Origin of the sequence: Paraburkholderia dilworthii, assembly GCF_000472525.1 — a bacterium.
Lineage (GTDB): Bacteria > Pseudomonadota > Gammaproteobacteria > Burkholderiales > Burkholderiaceae > Paraburkholderia > Paraburkholderia dilworthii.
Window position 1 is genome coordinate 26764 of the sequence record NZ_AWZT01000006.1, and the last position, 23665, is coordinate 50428.

Annotated in this window: 18 protein-coding genes; 8 read left to right on the forward strand and 10 right to left on the reverse strand. The window is 59.4% G+C overall.

All coding sequences use genetic code 11. The features are described from left to right. Positions 1-37 precede the first annotated feature (37 nt). The 4 genes from F759_RS0107635 to F759_RS0107650 all read left to right on the forward strand — a co-directional run bounded on the left by F759_RS0107635 (position 38) and on the right by F759_RS0107650 (position 2646). Positions 38-385, forward strand: a complete 348-nt coding sequence (locus F759_RS0107635) for a hypothetical protein (protein WP_027799324.1) — start codon at positions 38-40, stop codon at positions 383-385. A gap of 118 nt (positions 386-503) precedes the next feature. Beyond that, entirely contained in the window at positions 504-854 is a 351-nt protein-coding gene (locus F759_RS40690) for a hypothetical protein (RefSeq protein ID WP_084534218.1), read from the forward strand. A 146-nt stretch (positions 855-1000) separates the two neighbouring features. Next, a complete protein-coding gene (locus tag F759_RS0107645) occupies positions 1001-1918 on the forward strand; it encodes a hypothetical protein (RefSeq protein WP_027799325.1) in 918 nt (305 codons plus the stop codon). Positions 1919-2034: 116 nt separating this feature from the next. Further along, on the forward strand, positions 2035-2646 hold the full coding sequence (locus F759_RS0107650; RefSeq protein WP_036023836.1) for a hypothetical protein: 612 nt from the start codon (positions 2035-2037) through the stop codon (positions 2644-2646). A gap of 154 nt (positions 2647-2800) precedes the next feature. Here the strand turns inward: F759_RS0107650 and F759_RS0107655 are convergent, their stop codons facing one another. Next, positions 2801-5866, reverse strand: coding sequence for an acetoacetate--CoA ligase (locus tag F759_RS0107655; protein ID WP_027799327.1), 3066 nt, complete (start codon positions 5864-5866; stop codon positions 2801-2803). Between the two features lie 438 nt (positions 5867-6304). Between F759_RS0107655 and F759_RS0107660 the strand changes: the two genes are divergently transcribed. The 3 genes from F759_RS0107660 to F759_RS0107675 all read left to right on the forward strand — a co-directional run bounded on the left by F759_RS0107660 (position 6305) and on the right by F759_RS0107675 (position 10484). After that, on the forward strand, positions 6305-8122 hold the full coding sequence (locus F759_RS0107660) for a serine aminopeptidase domain-containing protein (protein WP_027799328.1): 1818 nt from the start codon (positions 6305-6307) through the stop codon (positions 8120-8122). Between the two features lie 82 nt (positions 8123-8204). Continuing rightward, complete coding sequence (locus F759_RS0107665) at positions 8205-9428, forward strand: GDSL-type esterase/lipase family protein (RefSeq protein WP_036023839.1); 1224 nt, start codon at positions 8205-8207, stop codon at positions 9426-9428. 786 nt (positions 9429-10214) lie between these two features. Continuing rightward, the gene (locus F759_RS0107675) at positions 10215-10484 is read left to right on the forward strand and encodes a hypothetical protein (RefSeq protein ID WP_152530605.1); all 270 of its coding nucleotides are present in this window, start codon (positions 10215-10217) and stop codon (positions 10482-10484) included. Between the two features lie 115 nt (positions 10485-10599). On the opposite strand, the gene F759_RS40075 is transcribed toward F759_RS0107675, so the two are convergent. From F759_RS40075 to F759_RS37425, 5 genes are all read right to left on the reverse strand, one after another. Further along, positions 10600-12249, reverse strand: a complete 1650-nt coding sequence (locus tag F759_RS40075; RefSeq protein ID WP_051377182.1) for a glucosamine inositolphosphorylceramide transferase family protein — start codon at positions 12247-12249, stop codon at positions 10600-10602. Between the two features lie 43 nt (positions 12250-12292). Next, positions 12293-14110, reverse strand: a complete 1818-nt coding sequence (gene glmS / locus F759_RS0107685; protein WP_027799331.1) for a glutamine--fructose-6-phosphate transaminase (isomerizing) — start codon at positions 14108-14110, stop codon at positions 12293-12295. Positions 14111-14288: 178 nt separating this feature from the next. Then, positions 14289-14987 (reverse strand): FadR/GntR family transcriptional regulator, encoded by a 699-nt coding sequence (locus F759_RS0107690; RefSeq protein WP_027799332.1) that lies wholly within the window; start codon positions 14985-14987, stop codon positions 14289-14291. Positions 14988-15217: 230 nt separating this feature from the next. After that, positions 15218-16354: an MraY family glycosyltransferase gene (locus F759_RS0107695; RefSeq protein ID WP_027799333.1), complete on the reverse strand. Its 1137-nt coding sequence runs from the start codon at positions 16352-16354 to the stop codon at positions 15218-15220. A 285-nt stretch (positions 16355-16639) separates the two neighbouring features. Continuing rightward, on the reverse strand, positions 16640-17695 hold the full coding sequence (locus F759_RS37425; protein ID WP_051377184.1) for an EpsG family protein: 1056 nt from the start codon (positions 17693-17695) through the stop codon (positions 16640-16642). Positions 17696-18190: 495 nt separating this feature from the next. Between F759_RS37425 and F759_RS0107705 the strand changes: the two genes are divergently transcribed. Beyond that, positions 18191-19333 (forward strand): glycosyltransferase, encoded by a 1143-nt coding sequence (locus F759_RS0107705; RefSeq protein WP_244438800.1) that lies wholly within the window; start codon positions 18191-18193, stop codon positions 19331-19333. Positions 19334-19354: 21 nt separating this feature from the next. On the opposite strand, the gene F759_RS0107710 is transcribed toward F759_RS0107705, so the two are convergent. The 4 genes from F759_RS0107710 to F759_RS0107725 form a co-directional block, all read right to left on the reverse strand. Further along, positions 19355-20356 carry a right-handed parallel beta-helix repeat-containing protein gene (locus tag F759_RS0107710; protein WP_244438801.1) on the reverse strand — a complete coding sequence of 334 codons (1002 nt, stop codon included), beginning with the start codon at positions 20354-20356 and terminating at the stop codon, positions 19355-19357. Continuing rightward, the gene (locus F759_RS40695; RefSeq protein WP_084534220.1) at positions 20353-21135 is read right to left on the reverse strand and encodes a DUF2334 domain-containing protein; all 783 of its coding nucleotides are present in this window, start codon (positions 21133-21135) and stop codon (positions 20353-20355) included. Before F759_RS40695 ends, F759_RS0107710 begins: the two co-directional genes overlap by 4 nt. Positions 21136-21253: 118 nt before the next feature. Then, positions 21254-22444, reverse strand: a complete 1191-nt coding sequence (locus F759_RS0107720) for a glycosyltransferase family 4 protein (RefSeq protein WP_027799335.1) — start codon at positions 22442-22444, stop codon at positions 21254-21256. Between the two features lie 73 nt (positions 22445-22517). After that, complete coding sequence (locus F759_RS0107725) at positions 22518-23642, reverse strand: glycosyltransferase family 4 protein (RefSeq protein ID WP_027799336.1); 1125 nt, start codon at positions 23640-23642, stop codon at positions 22518-22520. Between the last annotated feature and the right edge of the window lie 23 nt (positions 23643-23665).

The following is a 23665-nucleotide window of genomic DNA, read 5'->3' on the forward strand; positions in this document are numbered from 1 at the left end:
GCTGGATAACCGTGCGCCGTCAATCTGGAGACTAACGATGAAACGCAATCTGATCGCAGCAGCAGTGCTCTCGCTCATTTCCGCCGCCGCCTTTGCTACCGGCACCCAGTCCACCTCGAGCTCGACGTCGGGCGGCTCGACCGCTGCCGCCGTAATTGGCTTTGGTCACTTCACCGCAACCAACTCGGGCACCGCAAACGGTCATGCCTCGGCTACTGCAGGCTCTGGCTTCGGCGGCACGGGTAACACGACGAACGCAACGACGAGCCACATCAACACGTCGCAAGTCGGCGGATTCGGCTTTGGCGGCTCGACGGCTGGCGGCACGTCGGGCGCCGATGCAGCGGCAAATGCATGGAGCAAGCTGGGCGGCGGTTGGCACTAAGCCACCAGGCGGCTGAGACACCGGCTTTGAATTCGAGGTCAGCAGCCAGCCCGAAATGATGTTGTTGATTGTCACGATGAACACGGGGTATTAGTTCACGATCTAAGGAGTACATATCATGAGACTCAAGTTGATTGCTGCGGCACTTTTCTCGCTTTGCTCGGTAGCTGCGATGGCCGGGACAGGAACGACTTCCAGTTCCAGCTCGACATCAGGCGGGCAAACGTCCGCGGCCGTATCGGGGTTCGGGTCCTTCAGGGCCACCGACTACGGCACCGCAAACGGCAATGCACAAGCGATCGCAGGTAGCGGGTTCGGCGTCACGGGCAACGCCACCAATGCGTCGACTGGCCATACCAACACTTCGACGGTCGGCGGATATGGCCACGGCGGATCGTCGGCGACGGGGCTTTCCGGTGCGGACGCGGCGGCCAACGCATGGAGTTCACTCGGTCGCGGCTGGCACTAGCCACCAGAGGTGAGGCGGTGCCCGAACGATCCATTGGTCGAACCGGTCCCGCCTCGTTTGAACTCATTAAAACGATAGAGCATGTTCGGGGATCGCTTGTCGGTGGCTGCTGTCACGGCATCCCTCTTCATTCAGGGAGGTCTAAAATGACCAAGTTCACTTTACATCTGGTATGTGGCGTTCTGTTCTGCGCCGCGCAGGCCACTCATGCCGAGACCACGGCCAATTCATCGTCGGGCTCCGTATCCGGTTCGAGTTCCGTCGGTATCGGCCAGGGCGGCGGCTCGAGCCTGAACAACATCGGGACCTCGTCCAATTCTTCGGCTACTACGAATTCCAACTCGTCGTCGGTCGGTGGCATCGGACGAGCCAACGCGACGGGCGGCTCCTCCAACGTCAATGTATCGGTCACGATGCCGACACTCACGGCGTCGACAGGCGCAGGCACTGGGAACGGCGGCGGGATAGACGCAACCGGCAAGGCAGCATCCGGTCCGGGATCGAGCGCGTATGACACGAGGGCGACGGTGGACTACAACCAGAGTTCCTACTCGGTACGCACTACGCCAAGCATCGCGGCGCCGGGGCTTACCACCACGCTTTCCGATACCTGCATGGGCTCCACGAGCTTCGGACTGTCGGTTACCGGCTTCGGTCTGACAGGTGGCACGACGCAGGTCGATCAGGCTTGCGTGCGACGACTCGATGCGCGCGAGTTCCGTGCAATGGGGCTGACCGATGTCGCACTCGCGCTGCTGTGCCAGAGCGACGCCAACCGCAAGGCAGTCGAAGCCACGGGCCATCTCTGTCCCGGCACGACCGCGCCGCTCGCTCGCGCCTCCGAAGTTCCGCAGTATTCGGACGACGAAAAATATCGTGATCCGCTCGTGCGCGCCCGCTTGGGTCTTCCGGTCTACTCGACCAGCGAACAGCCGCTCGGTCATCCGCAGCCCGTAAGCGGATCGACGAAGCCGGCGCCGTTCAAGGATCAACGTAACGGGGTTGCCGCTGCAAAGCCGGTTCGGCTAACGGACGACAGCACAGAGATTTCGCTCGTAAAATAAGGTTCGAACGAGCACTCCGCAAAAAGAGATTCGCTTTGTGCCTTCTTCCGCGTTTCGGGGCTGGCCGTTGTCGTTGATTCGGAAAACGCAGCCCTCGTTTTATCGTGAGGCGTCGTATGAAAAGCTATCTCATGGTTGTCATGTTGTCGCTCACGGCCATTACGAACGTGAACGCCCAAAACACAACAACCGCTCCGGCGATCTGGGCAGCAAGCCCGGCGGGTTCACAGCCCATGCCCGACGCGCCGCCCTTGGTCTTGCTCCAGTGGAGCGGCGCAATCCCACTAAAGGTTTCTGAAGGGGGCAAGTGCCTGCTGGTCGCGCGCCGCGGACAGCAGATCGTGGCAATCGAACTGTCGCCGGTGACCGACGGGCCTAAACTACTCGGCTGGTCGCCGAAAAAAATCGACATGAACGCGGCCACTTCGAGGTGGGGATATGTCCCACCGGCATGGACTTCGGAACAGGCGAAGTTCGGCAATCCGGCGACGGCATCTATCGCTGCTACCAACAAAACCATCGTGAACCACAGTGTCGCGCCAACAACACGATCAAGCGGCGAAGCATGGAGCAACACCAACGTGCAAGCGCACAGCAAGGCCGCGCTCGAAAGCGAAGCCAGCGAGTCGATAACGGTCAACGGCAAGACCTACAGCAAGTACAGCCATTTCAAGGCTGCATCGGCAGGAACACCGGTGGCGGTCTCGGATGAATACATCTGTCAATGAGCAGGCAGTCACGCGGCTCGCAAGCAATCGCAACCGACTGGATCAAGCTGTCATTTGCTCGGGGACGCCGTAAATCCGGCATGAGTCGAACGCTCTCGCGTTCTTCGCACGAGGCGCGTTACGGAGCATAACCCGCGCCGCGCCTCGTGCTCCGCTATGCGCCGGCAAGCCTGCGCGCCAGGGTCTCCGCCACCGTTGCGAGGTTGGGCTCGACAACGAGATCGGTATGCGCGCCCTCTATGTTCTTCACGACGAGGCCGCTTCGCACGGCGCGTTGCCACGCTGGGAGCGGATCGCCCTGCCCGCCCTCCTTCACAGACGCGCGAAGGTACAGAACCGGGCCGCCACGGTAGCGGCGCGGACGATACGTCGCCATCGCGACGCGCATCGACTCGCGCACCTGCCGCAGGACCGGCGGCAGCCCTTGCGTATCGGCCGCGGGTCTGGACGCCATCCTGCCAAGCCGCATGCGAATCCGGTCAGCGGCTCCAGACAGTCGCTCCTTCATGTAGGCAGCGCGACCCCGTGCAGAAAGCGCACGGAACGCGCGCACACGCTCCGCCATGACATCGCATTGGAAGCCCAGCCACGCATGCAACGGCAAATAGCGCTCATCCACGTAGGTATCGAGCAGACACAGCAACTCGATCTTTTCACCTTCGGCGACAAGCTGCTGCGCAATCTCGTACGCGACGAGCCCGCCAAACGAATAGCCGACCAGTGCATACGGACCGCGCGGCTGCACGGCGCGCATCTGCTGGATATAAACGCGCGCCATCTCCTCGACGCTGCGCTGCGGCTCCTCTTCTCCATCGAGCCCACGCGCCTGCACGCCGTACACAGGCCGCTCGCTTTGCAACATGCCGGCAAGCGTCAGGCACTCCATCACTGAGCCCGTGATGCTATGAAGCATGAAGACAGGCCGTCCGCGGCCCGCACGCATCGGCACGACATTGGGGTGTGCGTGCTGCACGCGCTCTCCCGCGATGACGGCCGCGAGCCGCGCTATAGTCGGTGCGATGATGAGCGTCGCAAGGGGCAAGGTCCGGCCCGTTGCAAGCTTTATTTGCGCGAGCATCTGCGCGCCGAGCAGTGAGTGGCCGCCGAGCTCGAAAAAGTTGTCATCGCGACCGACGGGCGAGAAGCTGAAAAGCTGCTCCCAAAGGGCACATAAATAAGCCTCCACCTGCTCGGCCGATTCGCCCGGCTCCGGCAACTCGCGACGTGTACGTGCAAACGCGGGATGTGCGCTGATCTTCTCGACGCATCCGGGATTTGCGAGCGACGACAGATTACGCACCGGCAGACCGTTCACGGCATCGCGCGCTGCCGCCTCCGACGCCTTGCCGTTATGCGTGACGGGCAGCGCTTCGACTTCGGCAATCACATCTGGCACGAGCGCCGCCGACCCCTGCCGCATGAGCTCGCGCCGCACGCGCGAAGCGAGCGCGGCCGTCATCTGCGCGCCCTGGCGCAACACGAGCAGCAGCACCACGCGCTGGCCTTGTCCGCTTGCGTCATGGGCAGCCTGCGCGACGACCATCGACTGACGGATGTCGCTAATGTCGCTGAGGATGCGATAAATTTCGCCAGGGCTAACGTTGATGCCGCGCACATTGAGAACGCCGTCGCTGCGCCCGTGCAGGCGCGCCGACCCCTGCGCCGAAAATTCGATGATGTCCCCATGCGTCCACACGCCCGGGTTCGCCTTGAAATATGCGGAGTGAAAGCGGGAGCCGTCTGCGTCGTTGAAAAAGCCAAGCGGGCGCGACGGAAATGAATTCACGCAAACAAGCTCGCCGGTCGTGGAAGTGGCTGCGCCTTCATTCCACGCCTGAACATCGAGACCGAGACTCTTGCACTGCGCTTCTCCTGCATAAACCGGCAGATTCGGATTGCCCAGCACGAAGCAGCCGATGATATCGGTGCCTCCTGAAATGGACTGGAGCGGCAACCGCTTGACGTGCGAGTTCACCCATTCGAACTGCGAATCGTAGAGCACGGCACCTGTCGACATCATCGCGCGCAGCGCGTCGAGCCTGAACTGCTTACCGGGCTCTAGGCCCGCGTCCTCGCACATCTTCAGATACGCGGGACTGGTGCCGAACACGGTCACGCGTTCGTCGGCAACGAGGCGCCAGAGTGTGTCGACCTCGGTGACCGGTCCGTCGTACGTGACAATTTCGACACCGGAAGCGAGCACCGACAACTGCCAGTTCCACATCATCCACGAGCAACTGGTGTGAAAGTACAACTTGTCACCAGGACCCAGATCGCTGTGCAACTGATGCTCTTTCAGATGTTCCAGCAGCGTGCCGCCGGCACCGTGCACGATGCACTTGGGCTTTCCCGTCGTACCCGACGAAAACATGATGAAAAGCGGGTGGTTGAACGGAAAACGCCGCCACTCGAATCCTGCTGCGTCGCCGTGAACAATGAGATCGCGCAGCGAGTGCTGAGGCTGGCTGACCGTGCTCGGCAGCGGTGTCTCATCCAGACAGATGACATCGGTGAGCGTCGGCAACGCCGCGGCCACGGCGGCGACATGCGCAGCGATTGAGCCGGCCGTATCGAATGAGCGCTGCGTCGTATGCGCAAACAGCATGCGCGGCTCGAGTGGCTCGAAGCGGTCAAGGATCGCTTGCACACCCGTTTCAGGTGCCGCAGTCGATAGCGTCGCGCCAAGCGCTGTCACGGCGAGCGCCGTGACAATCGCCTGTGCGTCATTGCGCATCATCGCGACGACGCGGTCGCCCGGACGCAGACCAAGTCTGCTGAGCGACGAAGCAAGGCGCTCGACACGATCGCGCAGATCGCCGCGCGTCATGGTTTCACGGCGGCCATCGGCATAGCAGGCGGTGACCGCTGGTGATTCGTCCGGCGCGATCTTTCGCCCAAGAACGCTTTCGGCGTAATTCAGCTCGACGCCGGGAAAGAAACGTGCAGTCTCGCATACGTCGCCCACGCACGCCGGCTCGGCACTACCGGACCATTCCATTCCTTCGGTCCACTGCAGAAAACACTGCCAAAAACGGCGATATTCTCGCGTGGAGTATGCATGCAATTCCGGGTATCCCACGAAACGCTCGCCGGTGAAGTTCTCGAGCGCCGCCGTGAAGCGTGACATGCGCGATTGAGCCGCGCGTTCCGGCAAGTTCTGAAATATGGGTTCGCGCGCATACATGCGCATGCTCGCCCCGACTACGTTCTCGTGATTCATCCGCGCACCAGTAGTGGAACAAAGCGTTATAGGTATTGATCTGCGTGCCGGCATGCGCCTGTGGACAACCGAAGTCTCACCATGCCTCGCACTCGACCATGATCACTGCTGTCTCTCGCAAAGCGAGATTACTGCGGGGGAGAACAATGCTATGTGCGACCTCACACAAAATTACATGCTTCGATTAGTGGCTCCTCAAAAGCAACCCACCGGTCGTAGCCTGTTGAATTCGCTCGCCACTTCGCAGAGTGTTATCTACCGTACCGAACGCATGTGCAAAGAACGCTTCAATCGACCGCAAGCAATCAAACGAAATAGAGGACAGCTCATGCGCCACATGATAAGAACATTGCGCGGTCCGGTTGCAGGAGAGGCTGCAACATCCGTTCTTCGCCACATAGCGATAGGAGACGATAGCTACACAGACCGGAGCAACTCATGAAGCCGATCGTATTCGGTGGGCGCTTTGGATGGCTGCATCATGGGCAAAGCACACGCGGCGTTGTCATCTGCAGTCCGTTCGGTCATGAAGAGGCGTGGTGTCATAAAGGCATCCGCTATCTCGCGGAAGAACTGTCCGCGTACGGCATTCCCGTATTGAGGTTCGATTATCTGGCGGCGGGAGATTCCATAGGCATAGACGGCGACGATCATCACCTCGATGCCTTCGTGGCCGATACTGTCGCGGCTGTCGAGCGGCTCAAGGAGCTGACCGGCGTGACAAGCGTCACGCTATGCGGCTTTCGTCTCGGCGCGACCGTCGCGGCATTGGCATCGTGTCACCATGCGGTCGACTCACTTGCACTACTCGCGCCCGTCACGCGTGGGCGCGCTTATTTGCACGAATTGTCGGCGCTGCGCAAAGTGTGGCTCGAAAACCTGGCCGCGCCTTTGCGCGCACGGCAGTCTGACAAGCCACTCAACGTGCTGGGGCAGGTTTATAGCGACCGGCTTTGCAGCGAACTGGATGCACTCGATCTCGCGAGGACGATGGAACGGCAGTCTTCCATTCCGGCACGAGCTCTTGTGCTCGATGCATGGCCTCGCGCCAGCGCCGCACTGTGTTCATCGCTGCGCCTACGCGGCGTCGGGCTCGAAACCGGCGCTTTCGAAGGCTACATCGAATATGTAAACGAAACCAAATCTTCTGTCGTCCCGGCTCGCTCGCTTGCACGGGTCGCGGAATGGGTCGCGAGTATCGATCACGGCGCACCCGCGCGAAGTCACACGAATATAGGAGAACGTCCGGCGGAATCGCTGTTCGGCGAAGCGATCATCGAGACGCCTGAGGCCCGGGAGCGCCCCGTCGTGTTCGGCGCGCACGGCCTCTTCGGCATCCTGTGCGAACCGCGCGGCAGTGTTGCGCGCGGCCCTATCATGTTGATCACCAATACGGCGGGCAGCGTGCATCACGGCGATAGCCGTTTGTCGGTGCGCATTGCTCGGGAGATGGCTCGCCGCGGCATTGCATCGATGCGCATCGACGCGCGTGGAATTGGTGATAGCCCGCCACGGTCCGTGCAAGGGCCACTCGATCTCGTCCCATCGATCCATGCATCCAAGACCATAGAAGACGTCGCGACGGCAGCCGCCTGGCTCAAGCGCAAGGGCTATTCCACGGTCATCTCGTTCGGGATTTGCTCGGGCGCCTATAGTGCCGTGCGCGCGTCGCTGGTGGAGCCTGCACTTACGGCCGTGATCGCAGTCAACCTCGCGCTCTTCTACATCTCTGAAGACATCCCTATTGCGCAGTTGGAAGAGATGCAGCGCCACTCGATGGCGCGTGTCGGGCCTGCAATCTTCAAACCGTCGAAGTGGTGGCTCGTCCTCAGCGGACGACGCAAGCTCGGACCGATCGTTCAGGCAGTCGCATCGAACGTCGTCGCGCGGCTGCGCTCGTACAGACTCGATGCAACTGGCAACGGTGCCGGTTCTGGCGAAGACGATAGCTGCACGGACCCGCATGCCGTGGTTCGTGTGCTCGAGCGCAAGGGGGTAAAGACTCTTTTTATCTACGGTTCAACTGACGAGGGTATCGAGCAGTTCAATACCCATTTTGGCAAGCGCGGAAAAAAGTTGTCTCGCTTCTCGAACGTGAGGGCCGCCGTGCTGGACGATATCGATCACGCGCTTTTCGATCCGCGGGCGTCTGCAATAGTCACTGCGCTTGCAGAAGCGTTCATCAAGGGGCTGCCTCAAAAGGCCGCCTCGCGTAACGTGCCTGACCCGCTGTTTTCACTACCGCAGCGACGATGAGACCGCACGCCGGGTTTTTTGCTTCTGTGGGTCGAGCGGCGGCTTGGTGTGCCTCTTCCCGGCCCGCCACAAGAGGCAAGACGTGAAACGACCGATAGAGACGCTCCTGAAAGCGGTCATGGTGATCTCTATCGTGCTGTCTCACACGGCCAGCAATCGCGTGCAAGCCATCGAGACGGCCGCGCCCTGGATAGGTACGTGGTCAGTCTCGCCATCCGTAACCGACGACGCCGGCTTCCAGAACCAGACGTTGCGGCAGATAGTCCACACCAGCATCGGCGGCACGTCCGCGCGAATCCATGTGTCGAATCTTTTTGGCTCCGCACCTCTCGTAATCGGCGACGCTCAAATCGCGCGGCGCGCGCGAGGTCAAGCAACGGTGGCCGGAAGCGGCCGCCCCGTCACGTTCAGCGGCAAGCGAAGCGTGACGGTCGCCGTCGGCGCTTCGGTTGTCAGCGATCCTGTTCCATTCGCAGTGCCACCGCTTGCCGATGTTGCCATCAGCCTTTATTTACCCATGCGGACGCCTCCGCGTTCGACAGGTCACGTCGACGGTCTGCAAGATTCATATATCGCGCCTGGGAACGTCGGTGCCGATCCAGCTTTTCGCGGCGGGGTCACACGCTCCCAAGGCGGGCAGTCCTACTATTTCTTGACCAATCTCGACGTGCGGAACGAGGCGGCGAGCGGCGCGATCGTTACCTTTGGCGCCTCGATCACAGACGGCTTAATGTCGGGTGTCAACAAGAACCGGCGTTGGCCCAATCGCCTGGCAATGCGGCTGCAACAGGCCGGCATGACCGTGGGTGTGCTCAACCAGGGTATCAGTGGAGATAGCTTCTTTACTCATCACGCCGGACAATCCGGTCTCACGCGCTTCCATCGCGCCGCACTCGAGCAGCCGGGCGCAAAATGGGTAGTTATCTCGGATGATGCAATCAACGATCTGAACACCGACAAACCGCCCAAGGCTCATCAGTTGATCGGCGCATTGCGACAACTCATCGAGCAAGCGCATCGTGCCAACATAAAGGCAATCTGCTCGACGCTGACGCCGTTCGGCGCAAGGGGCAAGATAGAAGCTGCGCGCCAGGAAGTGAACGCATTCGTTCTGAGTTCAACCAGCGGCTGCGATGCGGTACTCGATCAGGCGAAGGCAGTCAGCGATCCACGCGATCCCACTGTTTTTCTGCCGGCCTATAACAGTGGCGACAACCTGCATCCGAATGAAGCAGGCTTGCAAGCGATTGCCGACTCGCTGGATCTGAATGCGCTCGTAAGCACGCCTCGCAATCGCGCGCCTTGAGCGCGCGACGCGTTAGTCACTTGCGTGACCATATTCGACGTCCGCCCGGTTTCTGCGCCCGGGCATGGTTCTTTCGAACCTTCCTTTTATCTGGCGAAAATACCAGGACGTCCATCACCGCTAGCAACGAGAGCACGACGACCGCGACGAAAACGACCGTCCCGATGATGCTCAAAAGTGTCATATGCCCTCCGTCAGTTAGGCGAAAGCGAGATCGATGCGGGCGTTATCCATCGACGGTTGGCGATCTGATCAAACGTCACCCTGAATTGCCACACTTTCGGCTGCCCTCGACGCAGGCTGCGGATTCGTCGGCAATGGTTGTCGCTGGCGGGTAACCGCGTTTGGCAACGCTGTCTTGCGCGACACCGGACTAGCTGGCTCAATCCTGCTTTCTCCTATAACGCTCCATAAAGTGGTTAGCAACAACCCGCTCGCCCGACCCGGTTCCTGCGACTTCGAGTTCCGCACTGTACCTCAATGTCGGCGTCCGTAAAGCGGCAGAGAAATCTGCTCCGCGGACAATGCCGGCCACGGCGCTCGCCGTACCCGCATCTTTTGCAGGTTAATAGACCCTTATTGTCCGCGCATTGCGATGCAGTATGACTGCTGTGTGCGCAGCGCCGCAGAAGAGCCACGCCGTTGGCCGCACCATCGGAACGAAATACACCAAAAGATGGAGACCAGGATGGCAATCAGTAAATTTGAGGCACCAGGTTGAGCTGCCTGGTTTGAACGCTTCCGGTCGTTCACGCCCATTAATCGATTCCAATGTACAGGCTCGCCATGACTACAATAACCACCGCTATTCTGATTATTTCGGCCTGGGTCATCGTCGTACTGCTGCTGTGTTCTCTCGTTCGCAACGGTGCAATACGGGAGCGTGAGGAACACGAGAGGTTGACAGCAGCGGCCCACAAGAAGGACTATACGGTGGCCGAGTGGCGCTATGGGTCGACGCAAACTCAGGCGTCCATTGCCAGCCACGATGCGGATCATGGTCAGGCAGAACTGCCCGAGGTAGGCGGCCCGCCTGGACAGAAGACGATGCCGTAAGTACTGGATAGAGAAAGACGCCGGCCATTAACCCGCAGCCTCAGGCGGGGAATCCTGCACCGCCTGGCACGGTGGATCGTTCGCACCTGGAGTCATCCGGCTCTGCGCCGCGCGCTTATTTAACGCGCGTTATCATCCCGTCGATGACGCTCAATCTCCCTGCCCGGTTGAACGTGTGGACACGATCTATGCTTGCGTCCCAGTTTGCTTCGATCCGGCTTGCCGGTGTCTCGCGGTAGGTCGTTTCGTCGATTGTATCGATACGCTGAAACGACAATGCACGCCCGTATTTGCCGCTGCAATCCTGCGCGGGTCGATACCATGCGCCCTCGTACTCGAAGATGTTACCTGCCGGACGGGCAACTCTGATATCCGACACGATCGGATTGCAGGGATGTGGATGCCAGTCTTTTGACAGCAGCGTATCCGACCAGAATAGAAACAGTTCGTCGGACAGCGGTGCATGTTCGTTTTCCCGCATGCAGGCAAAGAGCCAATACTTGCCGCCATGACGCCAGATCGTCGTATCGACGGCCATGACGCCGTCCATCAGGTTCATGACGTGTTCCCATCTATCCGGAAATCTGGTGCATCGATAAAGCTCGATGGCGTTACTCTCGTTCGTCTCCGGAATCATGTAGAGCTCGCCGCTCTCCTCCAGCATGAAGGGGTAAGACAAGTGATAAGGCCGCTCCAGTATCTTCACGGGCGGCAATATCGGCTGGTCGTTCGCGCCGAAACGGATAACCGAAAGATGTCCCCTGTTCTTCGAGTATTCGAGTTCTTCTATGAACACCGCATACTCGCCGTTTCGCTCGACGACAAACGGGTCTGCCCAGAACCGGTCTTTGGGAGGCAGCAGTTGCTTGAACTCGAAAAGGCGGTCGGGCAACTCACCTTTTTCGCTGAAGTGATACAGCAGCATCCACTGTTCGAATTTACGCAGCCCGCCCAGCTTTTTCGCGGCGGTTCGTGCCAATAGCTGGCCGATAAACTTGCCGCAAGCTCCGTTGGTCGGCTCGGCGATTTTTTCTCCGGTATAAAACTCCGGAGGTACATCGGTTCTCGTGTACTTCAGCTTGAAGTTTTCTTCGCCGATCTGCCTGAGCTCACGCAACTTTCGCGGCGCGAACGATAGTGTCTTCCAGTAACAGTGGCTGCGGTTTCTGTGGATCGACACAGGGTATGTCATGGACCACGATCTTTGCAGCGTGCGCGCGCGTTCGCCTGCGCCCAACTGAAACTGCAAGGCGGATGCGGTTGTTTCCCGGTCGAGAAGAATGTCCCACGCGCCGACGGGCCCGGTGCGGTCAACGACTTCATCGCCATGCCGATACGACCAGATACCGCAGGAAGCAGTATCGAAGATCTCGCCGCACGGGCGCAGCGGGCCCAGTCGCAGCAACACGGTAATGCGATGTGCAGCGATCTTTTTCAGATCGCCAGCATCGAAATGATCGCCGCACTCCTTGCGCTGCACCTCAACATTCAACGTTGGGATGTCGGGCAGCGCAAACCCCAGCGGCTCGGTCCTGAATGCGTCATGCCTAACCTTGACGAGCCGCCTGTCGAACGCCATCCAGAGCGACAGCAACCACGGACCGGCCTGCGAAGCGATCTTCTTTGCCGGCCGCGGTCCATACGCATATTTGACGACGAGAGCGATCTCCATGCCCTCTTCGTTGGCAATCAGCCCGAGCATGTGATTCACCCACGCCGGCAACGCAATGTCGTCGACGAGAACACCAACCCTTATTTTGTTCATCGCTGATTGTCTTCGTGAGTCCGTATGCACGGTGCCGCGCGCCTCATTCCACCGTCACCGATTTGGCAAGGTTGCGCGGCTTGTCGACGTCCGTCCCTCGCGTGCACGCGGTGTGGTACGCGAGCAGTTGCAGGGGCAACACGTGCAGGATCGGCGACAACGCCCCGTAGTACTCTGGCATCTGAATGACACGCAGCCCTTCGTCATTTGACAGATTCGCATCGGCATCGGCGAAGACATACACCTGGCCCCGGCGCGCGCGAACTTCCTGGATGTTCGACTTGAGCTTTTCCAGCAAACCATCATTTGGCGCGGTCACGACGACCGGCATGGAGTCGGTTACGAGCGCAAGCGGTCCGTGTTTCAGCTCGCCAGCCGGATATCCCTCGGCGTGAATGTAAGAGATTTCTTTGAGCTTCAACGCGCCTTCAAGGGCGATCGGATAGTGCGATCCACGGCCGAGAAAGATAGCGCTGTCCGTGCGCGCGAGTTCGTGCGCCCACGCGATGATCTGCGGCTCACGCGCAAGCACGCCCTGCAACGCAGTGGCAAGGCCCGAGAGCTGTGAGCGATAGTCTGCTTCGCGCTGGTCGTCAACATGTCCGCGCGAACGGCCGAGCGTCACCGCGAGAACAAACAGCGCCACGAGCTGCGTGGTAAAGGCCTTGGTCGATGCAACACCGATCTCCGCGCCAGCCTGAGTGATGAACGACCAGCGGGATTGCCGCACGATCGCGCTCGTCGCCACGTTGCAGATCGCGAGCGTATTTTCGTGACCCAGCGATTGCGCATGGATCAACGCGCCGAGCGTGTCGGCGGTCTCGCCGGATTGCGAAACGGGTACCACGAGCGTGTTGCTGCCCGCGATCGTCTCGCGGTATCGGTATTCGCTGGATATCTCGACCTCTGTCGGAATCTTCGCGATCGATTCGAACCACGTTTTTGCAGTCAACGCGGAATAGTGACTCGTGCCGCAGCCCAGCAGCAAGATGCGGTCGATCCCGGCGAACGCGTCAGGGTCGGTCGCACCAAAAAGCGTGGCGTCGAACGTACTGTTCCGAGGAAACGTTCTCGAGACCGCAAGCGGCTGCTCGAAGATTTCCTTCTGCATGAAGTGTCGATACGGTCCGAGCGCAGCCTCGGCCGGCGGATGACGCAAGGTCCGTACCTCGCGCACGACCGGGCTGCCGTCCCGGCTCATGATCCGGATGCCATTGCGCGAAAGATCGGCGATATCGCCGTCCTGCAGAAAGACAAACCGGTCAGTGACGTCGGACAACGCGAGCGGGTCAGACGCGAGAAACGATTCCTTGTCGCTCACGCCGATCACCAGGGGTGAGCCATATCGCGCACCCACGACTCGCTCCGGTTCCGCCTTGCAGAAGACCGCAATTGCATAGGCGCCGCGCAGTTCGCTGACGGCGCACCGCACCGCTTCCGCCAGATCGCCCTTGTAATAACTGTGAATAAGATGGGCGATCACCTCGGTATCCGTCTGGCTCGCGAACTCATAGCCGGCGCGGCTCAGGCTGAGCTTCAGCGCCTCGAAGTTCTCGATGATGCCGTTGTGAACGATCGCGACCTCGTTCCTCGAAAAGATCGGATGGGCGTTCTGCGTTGCGGGCGCGCCATGAGTTGCCCATCGCGTGTGGGCAATGCCCGTCCCGCCTTCGAGTCCGGCTTCGCGGACCTCGAGGTCCAGCGAGCCGACGCGGGTAAGACTGCGCACGCGGTGCGGTGCGCCGTCCCGAAGCACCGCCACTCCGCAGGAGTCGTAGCCGCGGTATTCGAGCCGCCGCAAGCCTTCGAGCAATACTGGAACGACGTTGCGTTCCGCGGTCCCCGCCACGATGCCACACATATGATCCTCCGATCGTCTAGTCCGTCCGTTGCGCGACCCGGCAATGCCGGAATATCGCGTGGACTTAATAAAGCATGCTGCGTAGCGCCAAGCAAACCGTCGCTTCACGCATACGTTTTCATGTAGGTATCCAAAGTTAACTATCCCGCCTTCCGCGCGACAGTGAGCGTCATTCAGCTCATACCGCTTCCATAGAAACGGGGTCCGTGCTGCGGCTGACGAGGTGCATCATCGCTGCCTTGGCGCCTTCGGCATCACCAGCTTCGATCGCACGCACCACTTTCCCGTACTCGGTGAGCCGCGCATCGCAAGCGAGCGCTTGTCTCGTGCAAATCGGCTGAATCGCCCTGAGGCCCATCCTGATGACACTGCCCATCTGTCTGAGCAACGCATCGCCGCTTGCATCGACGATCGCCGCCTGCAACGCATCTTCGGCGGCTTGTTGCGCCACGGCGTCGCCGCCCGCGCGGTGGAGGTTCTGGTACATGACAGTGATCGCAATGCGCTGGTGGCGGTTCGCGCGAGTAGCCGCAAGCCCAGCCGCCCGTGGGTCAACCAGCCTGCGGAACTCGATCAGACCTTGCAGATACTCGGGATCGGGAGTCACGCGAAGCCGCCATTCGGCAACTTCGTGATCGATGATTAGCCAGTCTTTAGCAGGCGTGATGCGAGTACCCGTTTTGGGCCTGACATCGAGCATCCGGCGCGAAACCAGGATGCTGATCGCTTCGCGCATGATGGCGCGGCTCACGCCATGCTTCTTCGACAGAATGACCTGCGGAGGCAGCATGTCGCCCTCATAATCCCCGTTGGCAATGTCGGCCACTAGTTGGTTGATCACTCGCTTGACGAGCGATACTTCGTATCCGTGGTTCATTTATGTTCTCGTGACACAGTGTGGCGTTAAGTCCGCGTTGCACCCTTCCTCGAATCCTCGCCGTGGCGCGGACACTTTCGTGGTGCTTTTCAGTGGAAATGGTGCATCGGCTTTGACTTCGGCAACGTACGTCGTCACACACTGATCAACAATACGACCCCGATCTGTCGATCACGCAATGCGCCGCCAGGAGGAACCGGGGCGGCACCTGCGGAATACTCATCTGTCCATCAGTGGCGCGGCTCTTCCGCTCCACGCGGCGCGACCACCGGTGCGTGCCCTGTGATCATCAGCCAGCGAGGCGTCCTCATGCGCACGATCGCCACATACAGATGCAAGTAGACCATGACGAATGCGACGGTTGCGCCTGCAAGCGCGATAGGCGTGTCCCAGAAGAACGTAGCCGGAGCGATGCCGACGAGGCTAAGCACCCACAGATAGACCGAGGTATATGAGTTACGCAGCGCGCGTTGCCGCAGGGAGCCTGCGCCCACACCCTTTCGCACGACTCGCCGATACACGAGCGTATGCAGATGAAGTCCGTCGGGGGCGCCTGCCGGTCTTCCGCGCACTACCCGGCGGCGATAGATGGAAAAGAGCGTCTCGAAGATCGGATAAATAGCGACGGCCATCGCATACCACGCGGACACGCTCGGGTTTCGCATGACTAGGAGTATGAGCAGCTCCGCCATGATGAAACCGATGAAATAAGCTCCACCGTCTCCGAGGAATACGGAGGGCACCGGAAAGTTCCAGAGTACGAAGCCGCCGATCGCTCCCATCATCATTAGTGCCATGCTCATAATGAGCCAGTCATTGACGCTGTGCGCGACGTAGCCGATCGAGGCGAAGATCAGCAGCGTCACGACCGACGCGAGCCCGTTGAAGCCGTCGATGATGTTGACCGCATTCGTCAGTCCGGCGACGCCGAGCATTGTGAAGCCAATGCCGACGGGCACGATGCGCAGCAACTGATCGACGAGGGGCAAATCCACCCGCGTAAGCGTCGCATGCATCAGAAGGCAAGCCGCGAGCGCCGAAGCGAGCGAGCACAGCATGCGCACTCGCGGGCTCACGCGCTTGGTCATGTCCTCGATCACGCCGGCTGCGAACGCCGGCACCGCGCACAAAAGAAGCAGCAGCTGGCCCGTCCCGGGGTTAGTCGCCCACAGCGGTTGTATGACCGGAATGATGGTGGCGGCGCATGCAATTCCAACTCCACCGATTCGTGGCACTGCGTAAGCGTGGTTCTTCTGAATGCCCCGCAAGTCGTGGTCCATAGTAAGCATTCCATGCAGCCCCGAACTTCGCACGATGAAGAATATAACCAGGAACGACACAACAAAGCCAAGCGCAAGATTCAACATCTCAGTCTCCAAATTCAACGGAGGAATTTTTATTTCTTGTCGCTTGAATGATCTCTAGGACAAGTTTAGTAATGCACACCGTCTCCCTTTCCGGGTCTTTCCTCTGTGGCATTGCCAACACAAACCGGACGCCATCATTTTATGAGCGGACAAATAGGCGTAAGTCTGGCGCGCGCCGCAAATCGGACCAAATCAGGTTATCGACGGATGGATAGCTGTGTATATCAAATGACGATTGTTTAGACGTACGGAAACGACGAACCCCAGGAGCGGGCAGAAGCCTGCTCATAAAAAGTAGCTATAGGTGCCAAGCAGGTAGTTCTTGATCACGTCATAGGCCAGGATCGCCATGACGAAGGCGACGATCCATAACACCAGCGAGTTCTTGAGGCGGACTTCCGGCAGCATAAAAGCCAGTAGCAGCGGTCCGTAGTAAACAATTCGTTGGGTCCCGAACGGATATACAAAGAAGGAGATAATGAGGAACATAAGAAGCCCAATGTGCATCATCGCGATCTTATGGACGACTAGTTCGCGCATCGTTTCCTCGATGTTCTTTCGACGAAGAACGAGTATGAGCGTCGGCACGATTAGATACAGCGTGAGCGAAATCAGGAAGTTGAAAGTAAACTCGTCGTTCTGGCTGTATTCTTCGAGACGTCGGCCACCGAACGTATTGAAAAGCCACGCTGAGGCCAGCGACATGGCGAGCGCCGCACCTATCACGCCCACGATCGCAAGCAGCTTGCTTCGCTTAATGAGAAGGTGAGCAAGAATCAGAAACAACGCGGGATAAGCAAACGTCGTGTGAACAATGCTGGCGAGAAGCGCGCCTCGAATGGGCTGCTGCCGGCACATGGCGAAATACATCGCAATCGACAACGCAAATCCCTGACGAATCTGGAACAACCCGACCGTCGCGAGGCCGGTCGGAATAAGCGCCCATAGAAGCAGTGCGAGTAGCGGCCGGCGAGTCCGGCTGAGAGCAAGCACCATCAGCACGTTGAGCGTAACAACTGTCAGTCGCACCGCGTTGTCCGGTGAGACGCCCAGTGTATCGACGCCCAGCACCCAGAGCCGCCAGCCGAGCTCATCCGTGACCGCCTTCGCGATGAAAAGTATCCACGATTGGCTACTAGACCAGAGATGAGCAATCCAGAGAGGATCTGCTTCCCTGAAGTACGCGACGTAGTTGTCCTGATCGAGCAACCTGCCGCGGTCGCCCAGAGCGACCCTGCAGACGATGAACGCCGCGACTACCAGAAATCCGAGCGTAGAAGGGCGCAACCATCGGTAGCCGATTGAATGCACCTGAAACTTCGAGTTGAGTTGTTCTGCCACTTCCGTGTCTCTCTTGCCCCCAGCTTGCCAGTGCGACGTAAGCTGAAAGAGAAGCGTTGATCTGATGCGGCTTTCACCGGCGGTGCAATCTGTCCGCTCGATGGCCCCCGAACACACATGAACCTTATGTCCTGCACGCTATCAGGTTTCTTTTTGAAGCTACGAGCGGAACGGCACATAAGTCGTGCTTCGACTCGAATTCTCGAATGGTCGATTCGTATACCGAAACAGATTTTCTTTGGAATGAGCCGGCAAACTGCTCCTGTTTATGTTGGATGTCGAACGGTAAAGCGACTGAGCAATCACTTAGTCTTTCAATAGTCTTGCCCGCGACGGGAAACCGATCATTGAGAAAGGCAAAGCAAAAAAGCGGCCGTTCGCGATTCGCTCAGTTCTTTTCTGGAATCGAGCGTCACCCGCACGAACGGTTCATTTCACCGGATGACAGACTGTGCGAAGCAAATGAAAATTGTCCACATTATTTCGGGACTCGGTGTGGGTGGCGCCGAAACGTTGCTGTTGAACCTCGTTTCGGAGTCGCGCAATGCCGGCGGCACGCACGTCGTCATTTCCTTGTCCTCGATGGATACGATGGCTGACCGTCTTCGCGCAGCCGGTGCGGAAGTGAGATTCCTGGGAATGCGGCGCGGCGTCCCCAATCCGCTACTCCTGATCCGACTGGCCAGGTGGATCGTCGATGCGAGGCCCGATGTCGTTCAGACATGGATGTATCACGCAGACGTTGTCGGAGGTGTCGCCGCGCTGCTGGCCCGACAACTGTCCCGGCTCAAGGGAAATAACCATCGGTTCGCGCTCGTCTGGGGCATCCATCGAACCGAAGTGCCCACCGCGCAAGTCGGGCGCCTCCTGAATGTGCTCGCACGAATCGGCGCGATGACCTCCAACCGGTTGCCGGATTCGGTGGTTTGCTGTGCCAACGCGTCACTCAAGACTCACGTCGACTACGGCTATGAGCGCACAAAGATGCGGGTGGTACATAACGGGTTCGATGTTCGCAAGTTCGTGCCCGATGCGAATGCAAGGAGTATGCTGCTCAGCTCGCTTGGCTTGCCGCCACACTCCATCTTGATTGGAATCGTAGGACGCTCAAACCCCGCCAAGGACTACGATAACTTTCTGCACGCGGCCGCGATGCTTCGTAAGCGCGTACCGGTCTGCCATTTCGTCATGGTCGGGAAAGACGTCGATGCCGACAATAAGGTACTCGGGCGCACGATCGATCAGCTCGGCCTGAGCGGCGCATGTCACCTGTTGGGCGCCCGAAACGACTTGCAACGAATCATGCCGGCGTTCGACATGCTGTGCCTGTCGTCGCGAACGGAAGGCTTGCCGACGGTTGTCGGCGAAGCGATGGCCTGCAGCGTCCCCTGCGTGGTGACGGATGTTGGCGATACCGGCCAACTCGTCGGCGACACCGGTCTGGTTGTTCCGCCGCGCGACCCCGTCAGTTTGTCGAAAGCGCTGGAAGAGATGGCGACGTTAAGTCTGGAGCAGCGCAAGAAACTAGGTGAGCGGGCGCGCGAACGGATTGTCGAACAGTTTTCTATTACCGTTTGCTGGCAAAAGTATCGGGAGATGTACACGGCATTGCTTCGTGGGAAAGGCGTGACGCATTGAGCGTCACGCTGTTCGGTGCTGCTACCGTATGATCGTGGGATTCGAAATGTCGATCTTCGGGCCCGCACGATCATAGTCGGTACTGACAAAGGCGTCTCTGTGTGGACGAATCCACGTAGGCGAATTGCTCGTGATATAGCCAGTGACGACACTGCCTTTCGTCTTCAATCCGGATACGCTAAAGGCCGCTTCTCTGCTTTCTTCATCCTTGTGTCCGCTGATCACGACGCTGACGTACTTCTCCCGCTTGCCCGGCAGTGCCTGTAGCCACACGAGGATTCCGAACTGGCAGTTTCGCGTCGTCGGATTGATGATCCGGATGTTTTCCACCACGTCGGTGTTCTCATTCGGCTCGATGTCCAGTCCAGCAGAAGGTAGCGTGCCGGCTATGTTTTCCCATACGGGACGCTCGAACAGAACATTCTTGCCGCTGATAATTGAAACACCTTGTCGGCGACAACCGGAGGCATAGTGGTTCATTACGCGGACGTCGCTTGAATACGGCAGACCATTGCCGAAGCTGTTCGCGATGTAAATACCGTCTCCCCAACAATTCGTGGTGGTCGGAGAAAGTATTGTCACGTCGGTGCTTCCTGCGATCGATATGCCCATTCCCCACTCGCCGCCGCTCACGGCGTTCAACTCTTTACTGCCATCAACGCGAGGATTTTGCAGGACGACGTGCCGCACATCCCAGATACGGATGACTTCATAGGTGTGACTGTCATGCGGGAGCAGCTTGATTGAGGCTCCGGGCGCAAAGCGGACGCGGCTATTGCTTCGCATGTGCAGTCCGCTTGAATCTATCCTGCATGGGCCAGTAATGACGAGTGTCTTGCCGACCGAACTATCGATTGCCTTCTGAAGCGCGGCGCGATCGTTCGTCTTGCCGTCGCCCCTGACACCGAACGCTTTGTCGACGACCTCCTCGGTCGCGGTACGCTGATTATCCACAACGCCTGCCCACGCAACGAGGGGTCTGCCGACTGCACCCACCACGCTGCCGGCGACAAACGCAATCACCGCTCTCCGGCTACTTCGCACAGTGCACTCCCATGAGATTTGAGGCCCCTTAAACGCCGCATGGCCCGCAGCGGGGTGGAAGTTAAAAAGCGCATCGCCGTCGCGACGCCTGGTAGCGCTGATTTCACGCTCGCGGCTTCTTCGAATGAAATGAACCGTGAGCGATTCTTCCTTACGAATCCGATGATCCTTTCGATATCGGTCTCGCTTAGCGTATTGACGTGCAGGCAGATGGAATACACGCCGAAACCGAAATGCAGCGCGGATGCAAATAGCTGAGGTACGGCAGTGAGCCTGCCCATCGCGTATGGATAAACTCCGCATCCGTCCGTCAAGTATTTGAAGTCGAGATCGGCAAGTGCCCGCAGTGTGACGGCGTCGAACGAATGAGACGGTGCCATGAATACCGGCTGCCATACGCCTTGGTCCAGCAGGATCTGCTTTCCCGCCTGCAGCTTGAAGAACTGTTCCTCGTATGAAAGGCCGGCCAGTTCCGACCGGCTCGCAAGACGGAGGATGCCGGCATCCGGCGTGACGTACTGGTGAGTGTATCCGTGCTGCGCGATGCACCAACCACGCCCGGCCCAGCCGCGAACCGTGTCCCAGAACGCTTCGTGAGCAGGCTCGACGACGAGCGTCGGATCCAGGCAGTTTGGAACCACGCCCACGAGCAGTGGCAAGTCCAGATCGAGGGAAAGTTCGTCAAAAGGATTGAACCGCGACCACGCCATTTGCGGGGTTACGTCATCGAAGCGCAATATGAACTTCGGAACCGTCATCGCCACTTAATCTCCGTTAATTCTCTTTTTGCGTCGGCATGACGCTCGCCTCGCGGCTCGTATCTGTTCTCTGACGAATTCCTTCGGGACTAAAGGAATCGCCGGCAGCCAGCGGGGCTCAGATTTGCCGCTCGCGCTCGCTCGCCATGCCGACCCGGTAAGGCACGCTGTCCAGCAATTCGTCGTAGACCCGCAGGGTCTTGCTGATCACAATCGTTTCGTCGAATTCACTCAAAGCCTTCGCTCGCGCCGCAAGGCCCAACTTCCGGCAAAGCTTTCTATCGTCGTCGAGAAGACGAATCGCATCGGCCAGTGCGGCGCTGTCGCGCACCGGCACGCGCAGACCATCCTCTCCACTACAACTGACGACTTCGCGGCAGCCCGGGGCGTCGGTCGTGATCAGCGGCAACGCGCACGCGGCCGCCTCGATCAGCGTCTTAGGCAAGCCTTCGCGGTAACTCGGTAACACGACGACGTCCACATCGGACAGCAGCTTCGGCATATCGCTGACATGCCCCAGCCACGTGAGAAGTCCCTCGTTGGCCCAGCCTTCGATGAGTTCGCGGGAGACGGAAGCCGGATTGCCATCGTCCGGAGAGCCGGCAAGAAGGAACTTCACCGAGCGGTTTTCGCTTGCCAGTGCCCGGGCAGCTTCGACGTACTCGGCAATGCCCTTGTCCCACAACAGGCGAGCAGCCAGCACGACGCGCAACGGCGCCCGCGTTTCGTCATCTGTCTCTTGCCGGGCGGAGAAGCGCGAACAGTTCACGCCCGATCCTTTAATGAGCCGTATTGAGCGGTCATCCACGATTCGCGCGCGTTTGAAAATCGCGACGTCGTCGGGATTCTGCAGTATCAGCGCATCGCGGCGGCCATTCAGAGCGGAGCGCATCAACTGGCGCACGATAGGTCGCAGCACCCGGGCTTTCAGATCGCGGCTCGTGAATACATAGCCCATGCCGGCCACAGCATTGATCCGCGCTGGCACTCCCGCAAGCTTGCTTGCCAGCGATCCGTACACCGCACACTTGATCGTGAAACCGTGGACGACGTCGGGCTTTTCACGCTGAAGAAAGCGCACGAGCCACGCGAGCACGCCGACCTCGCGCAACGGGTTGAGACTGCGACGATTCATCGGCACCGCGTGCCAGCTAAATCCGAGTGCTTGCAGCCTAGGGCCGAATTCTCCCGGTGGCGACAGCAACACCACATCGTAGCCGTCCTGCCGAAGCTTCTCCGCCAACGAGAGCCGGAAGTTGTAGAGATACCAGTCGGTATTGGCAAAAAGAACCACTTTACGTCCGTTCATGTCCGCTCCTTGATTTCTGAGCTTTGTGTGGATACGGCAGGTCACGGCCGCAACGATGAATCACCTGTCACATTCAATGCGGCGATTGCAGGCGCTTCGCACGCGCGCCTACCCGCTCGAACATCTCGTCCCAGATCTGCAATACCGCCGTCAGCGAATAGCGTTGCCGCACCGAAATAGCTGCCTTCCTGCCTAACTCGGCGCGCAGCAAATCGTCCGAGATCAGTCGGCGTAACGCAGCAGCCATAGATTTCGCGTCGCCCGGCGGGATAAGCAGCCCATCCTCGCCGTTCCGGGTCAACTGCCTCGGTCCGCTGGGACAGTCGAAGGACACAACCGGCAACCCAATTGCCATGCTTTCCATCAGCGCCATCGGCAAGCCCTCATGACTCGACGACATTGCAAAGACGTGCCCCTTGGCCAGTTCGCTCCACGGGCTTAGCGTCCGGCCTGGCAGGAAGATTCTTTCTTTCATGTGCAGTTGCTCGACCTGAGCCTCGAGAGCGGCGCGCTCGGGTCCTTCTCCCCAAATCCACAGATCCCAGTCGGGGCACTCGTCCGCGAGCAGTGAAAAGGCGCGAATCAGCAAATCGAACTGCTTTGTCCTGTTCAACCGCCCCAGCGAAATGACTCGCTTACGGGTTGCCGCCTCTTGCCGTTGCTGCACGAACAGCCCATCGGGCAGTGGATTAGGCATCACCGCAATGTCCTTCATTCCCGGCACGAATCGTCTAAATGGCGCGACGACGTCATCTGTCAGCAGCGTCAGAAGGTTTGCCTTCGGATAGACAAAACGGCACAGCAGTCTCCATAACAATGAACGGCGATCTGCAAGCGGATTGGTGTGCTCGCTTACGATGACTGGAATGCCGAGACCTCGTGATGCGAGAATCGTCGCGACATTCACATTCGTCAGAAACGATACGATTACGTCGGCCTTGCTCTCGCGCATGAGCGCGCGCAACGCACGCATGCGTTCGATATAAGCGAGGGGCGCTCGGCCTCGCCGCGTCACGAGGTCGGCCAGATACACGAAGTTCACGCTCGGCGAGACGGGGTAATTGCAGACGCTGCGCCCCGAATAGGTGGCGACGAGCGTCACCGAGTCGCCCCGCTCGACCCATGCATTGACCAGAGTCGCGGCAACACTTTCGGCACCGCCGTCCTGCATCGCGCTGATGAACAAAACGATATTCATGAGAAGTGAGCTCTCAAACCACA

Coding starts and splice junctions, on each gene's coding strand:
- F759_RS0107635 (WP_027799324.1), top strand. CDS start 38: ATGAAACGCAATCTGATCGCAGCAGCAGTGCTCTCGCTCATTTCCGCC.
- F759_RS40690 (WP_084534218.1), top strand. CDS start 504: ATGAGACTCAAGTTGATTGCTGCGGCACTTTTCTCGCTTTGCTCGGTA.
- F759_RS0107645 (WP_027799325.1), top strand. CDS start 1,001: ATGACCAAGTTCACTTTACATCTGGTATGTGGCGTTCTGTTCTGCGCC.
- F759_RS0107650 (WP_036023836.1), top strand. CDS start 2,035: ATGAAAAGCTATCTCATGGTTGTCATGTTGTCGCTCACGGCCATTACG.
- F759_RS0107655 (WP_027799327.1), bottom strand. CDS start 5,866: ATGAATCACGAGAACGTAGTCGGGGCGAGCATGCGCATGTATGCGCGC.
- F759_RS0107660 (WP_027799328.1), top strand. CDS start 6,305: ATGAAGCCGATCGTATTCGGTGGGCGCTTTGGATGGCTGCATCATGGG.
- F759_RS0107675 (WP_152530605.1), top strand. CDS start 10,215: ATGACTACAATAACCACCGCTATTCTGATTATTTCGGCCTGGGTCATC.
- F759_RS40075 (WP_051377182.1), bottom strand. CDS start 12,249: ATGAACAAAATAAGGGTTGGTGTTCTCGTCGACGACATTGCGTTGCCG.
- glmS (WP_027799331.1), bottom strand. CDS start 14,110: ATGTGTGGCATCGTGGCGGGGACCGCGGAACGCAACGTCGTTCCAGTA.
- F759_RS0107690 (WP_027799332.1), bottom strand. CDS start 14,987: ATGAACCACGGATACGAAGTATCGCTCGTCAAGCGAGTGATCAACCAA.
- F759_RS0107695 (WP_027799333.1), bottom strand. CDS start 16,354: ATGTTGAATCTTGCGCTTGGCTTTGTTGTGTCGTTCCTGGTTATATTC.
- F759_RS40695 (WP_084534220.1), bottom strand. CDS start 21,135: ATGACGGTTCCGAAGTTCATATTGCGCTTCGATGACGTAACCCCGCAA.
- F759_RS0107720 (WP_027799335.1), bottom strand. CDS start 22,444: ATGAACGGACGTAAAGTGGTTCTTTTTGCCAATACCGACTGGTATCTC.
- F759_RS0107725 (WP_027799336.1), bottom strand. CDS start 23,642: ATGAATATCGTTTTGTTCATCAGCGCGATGCAGGACGGCGGTGCCGAA.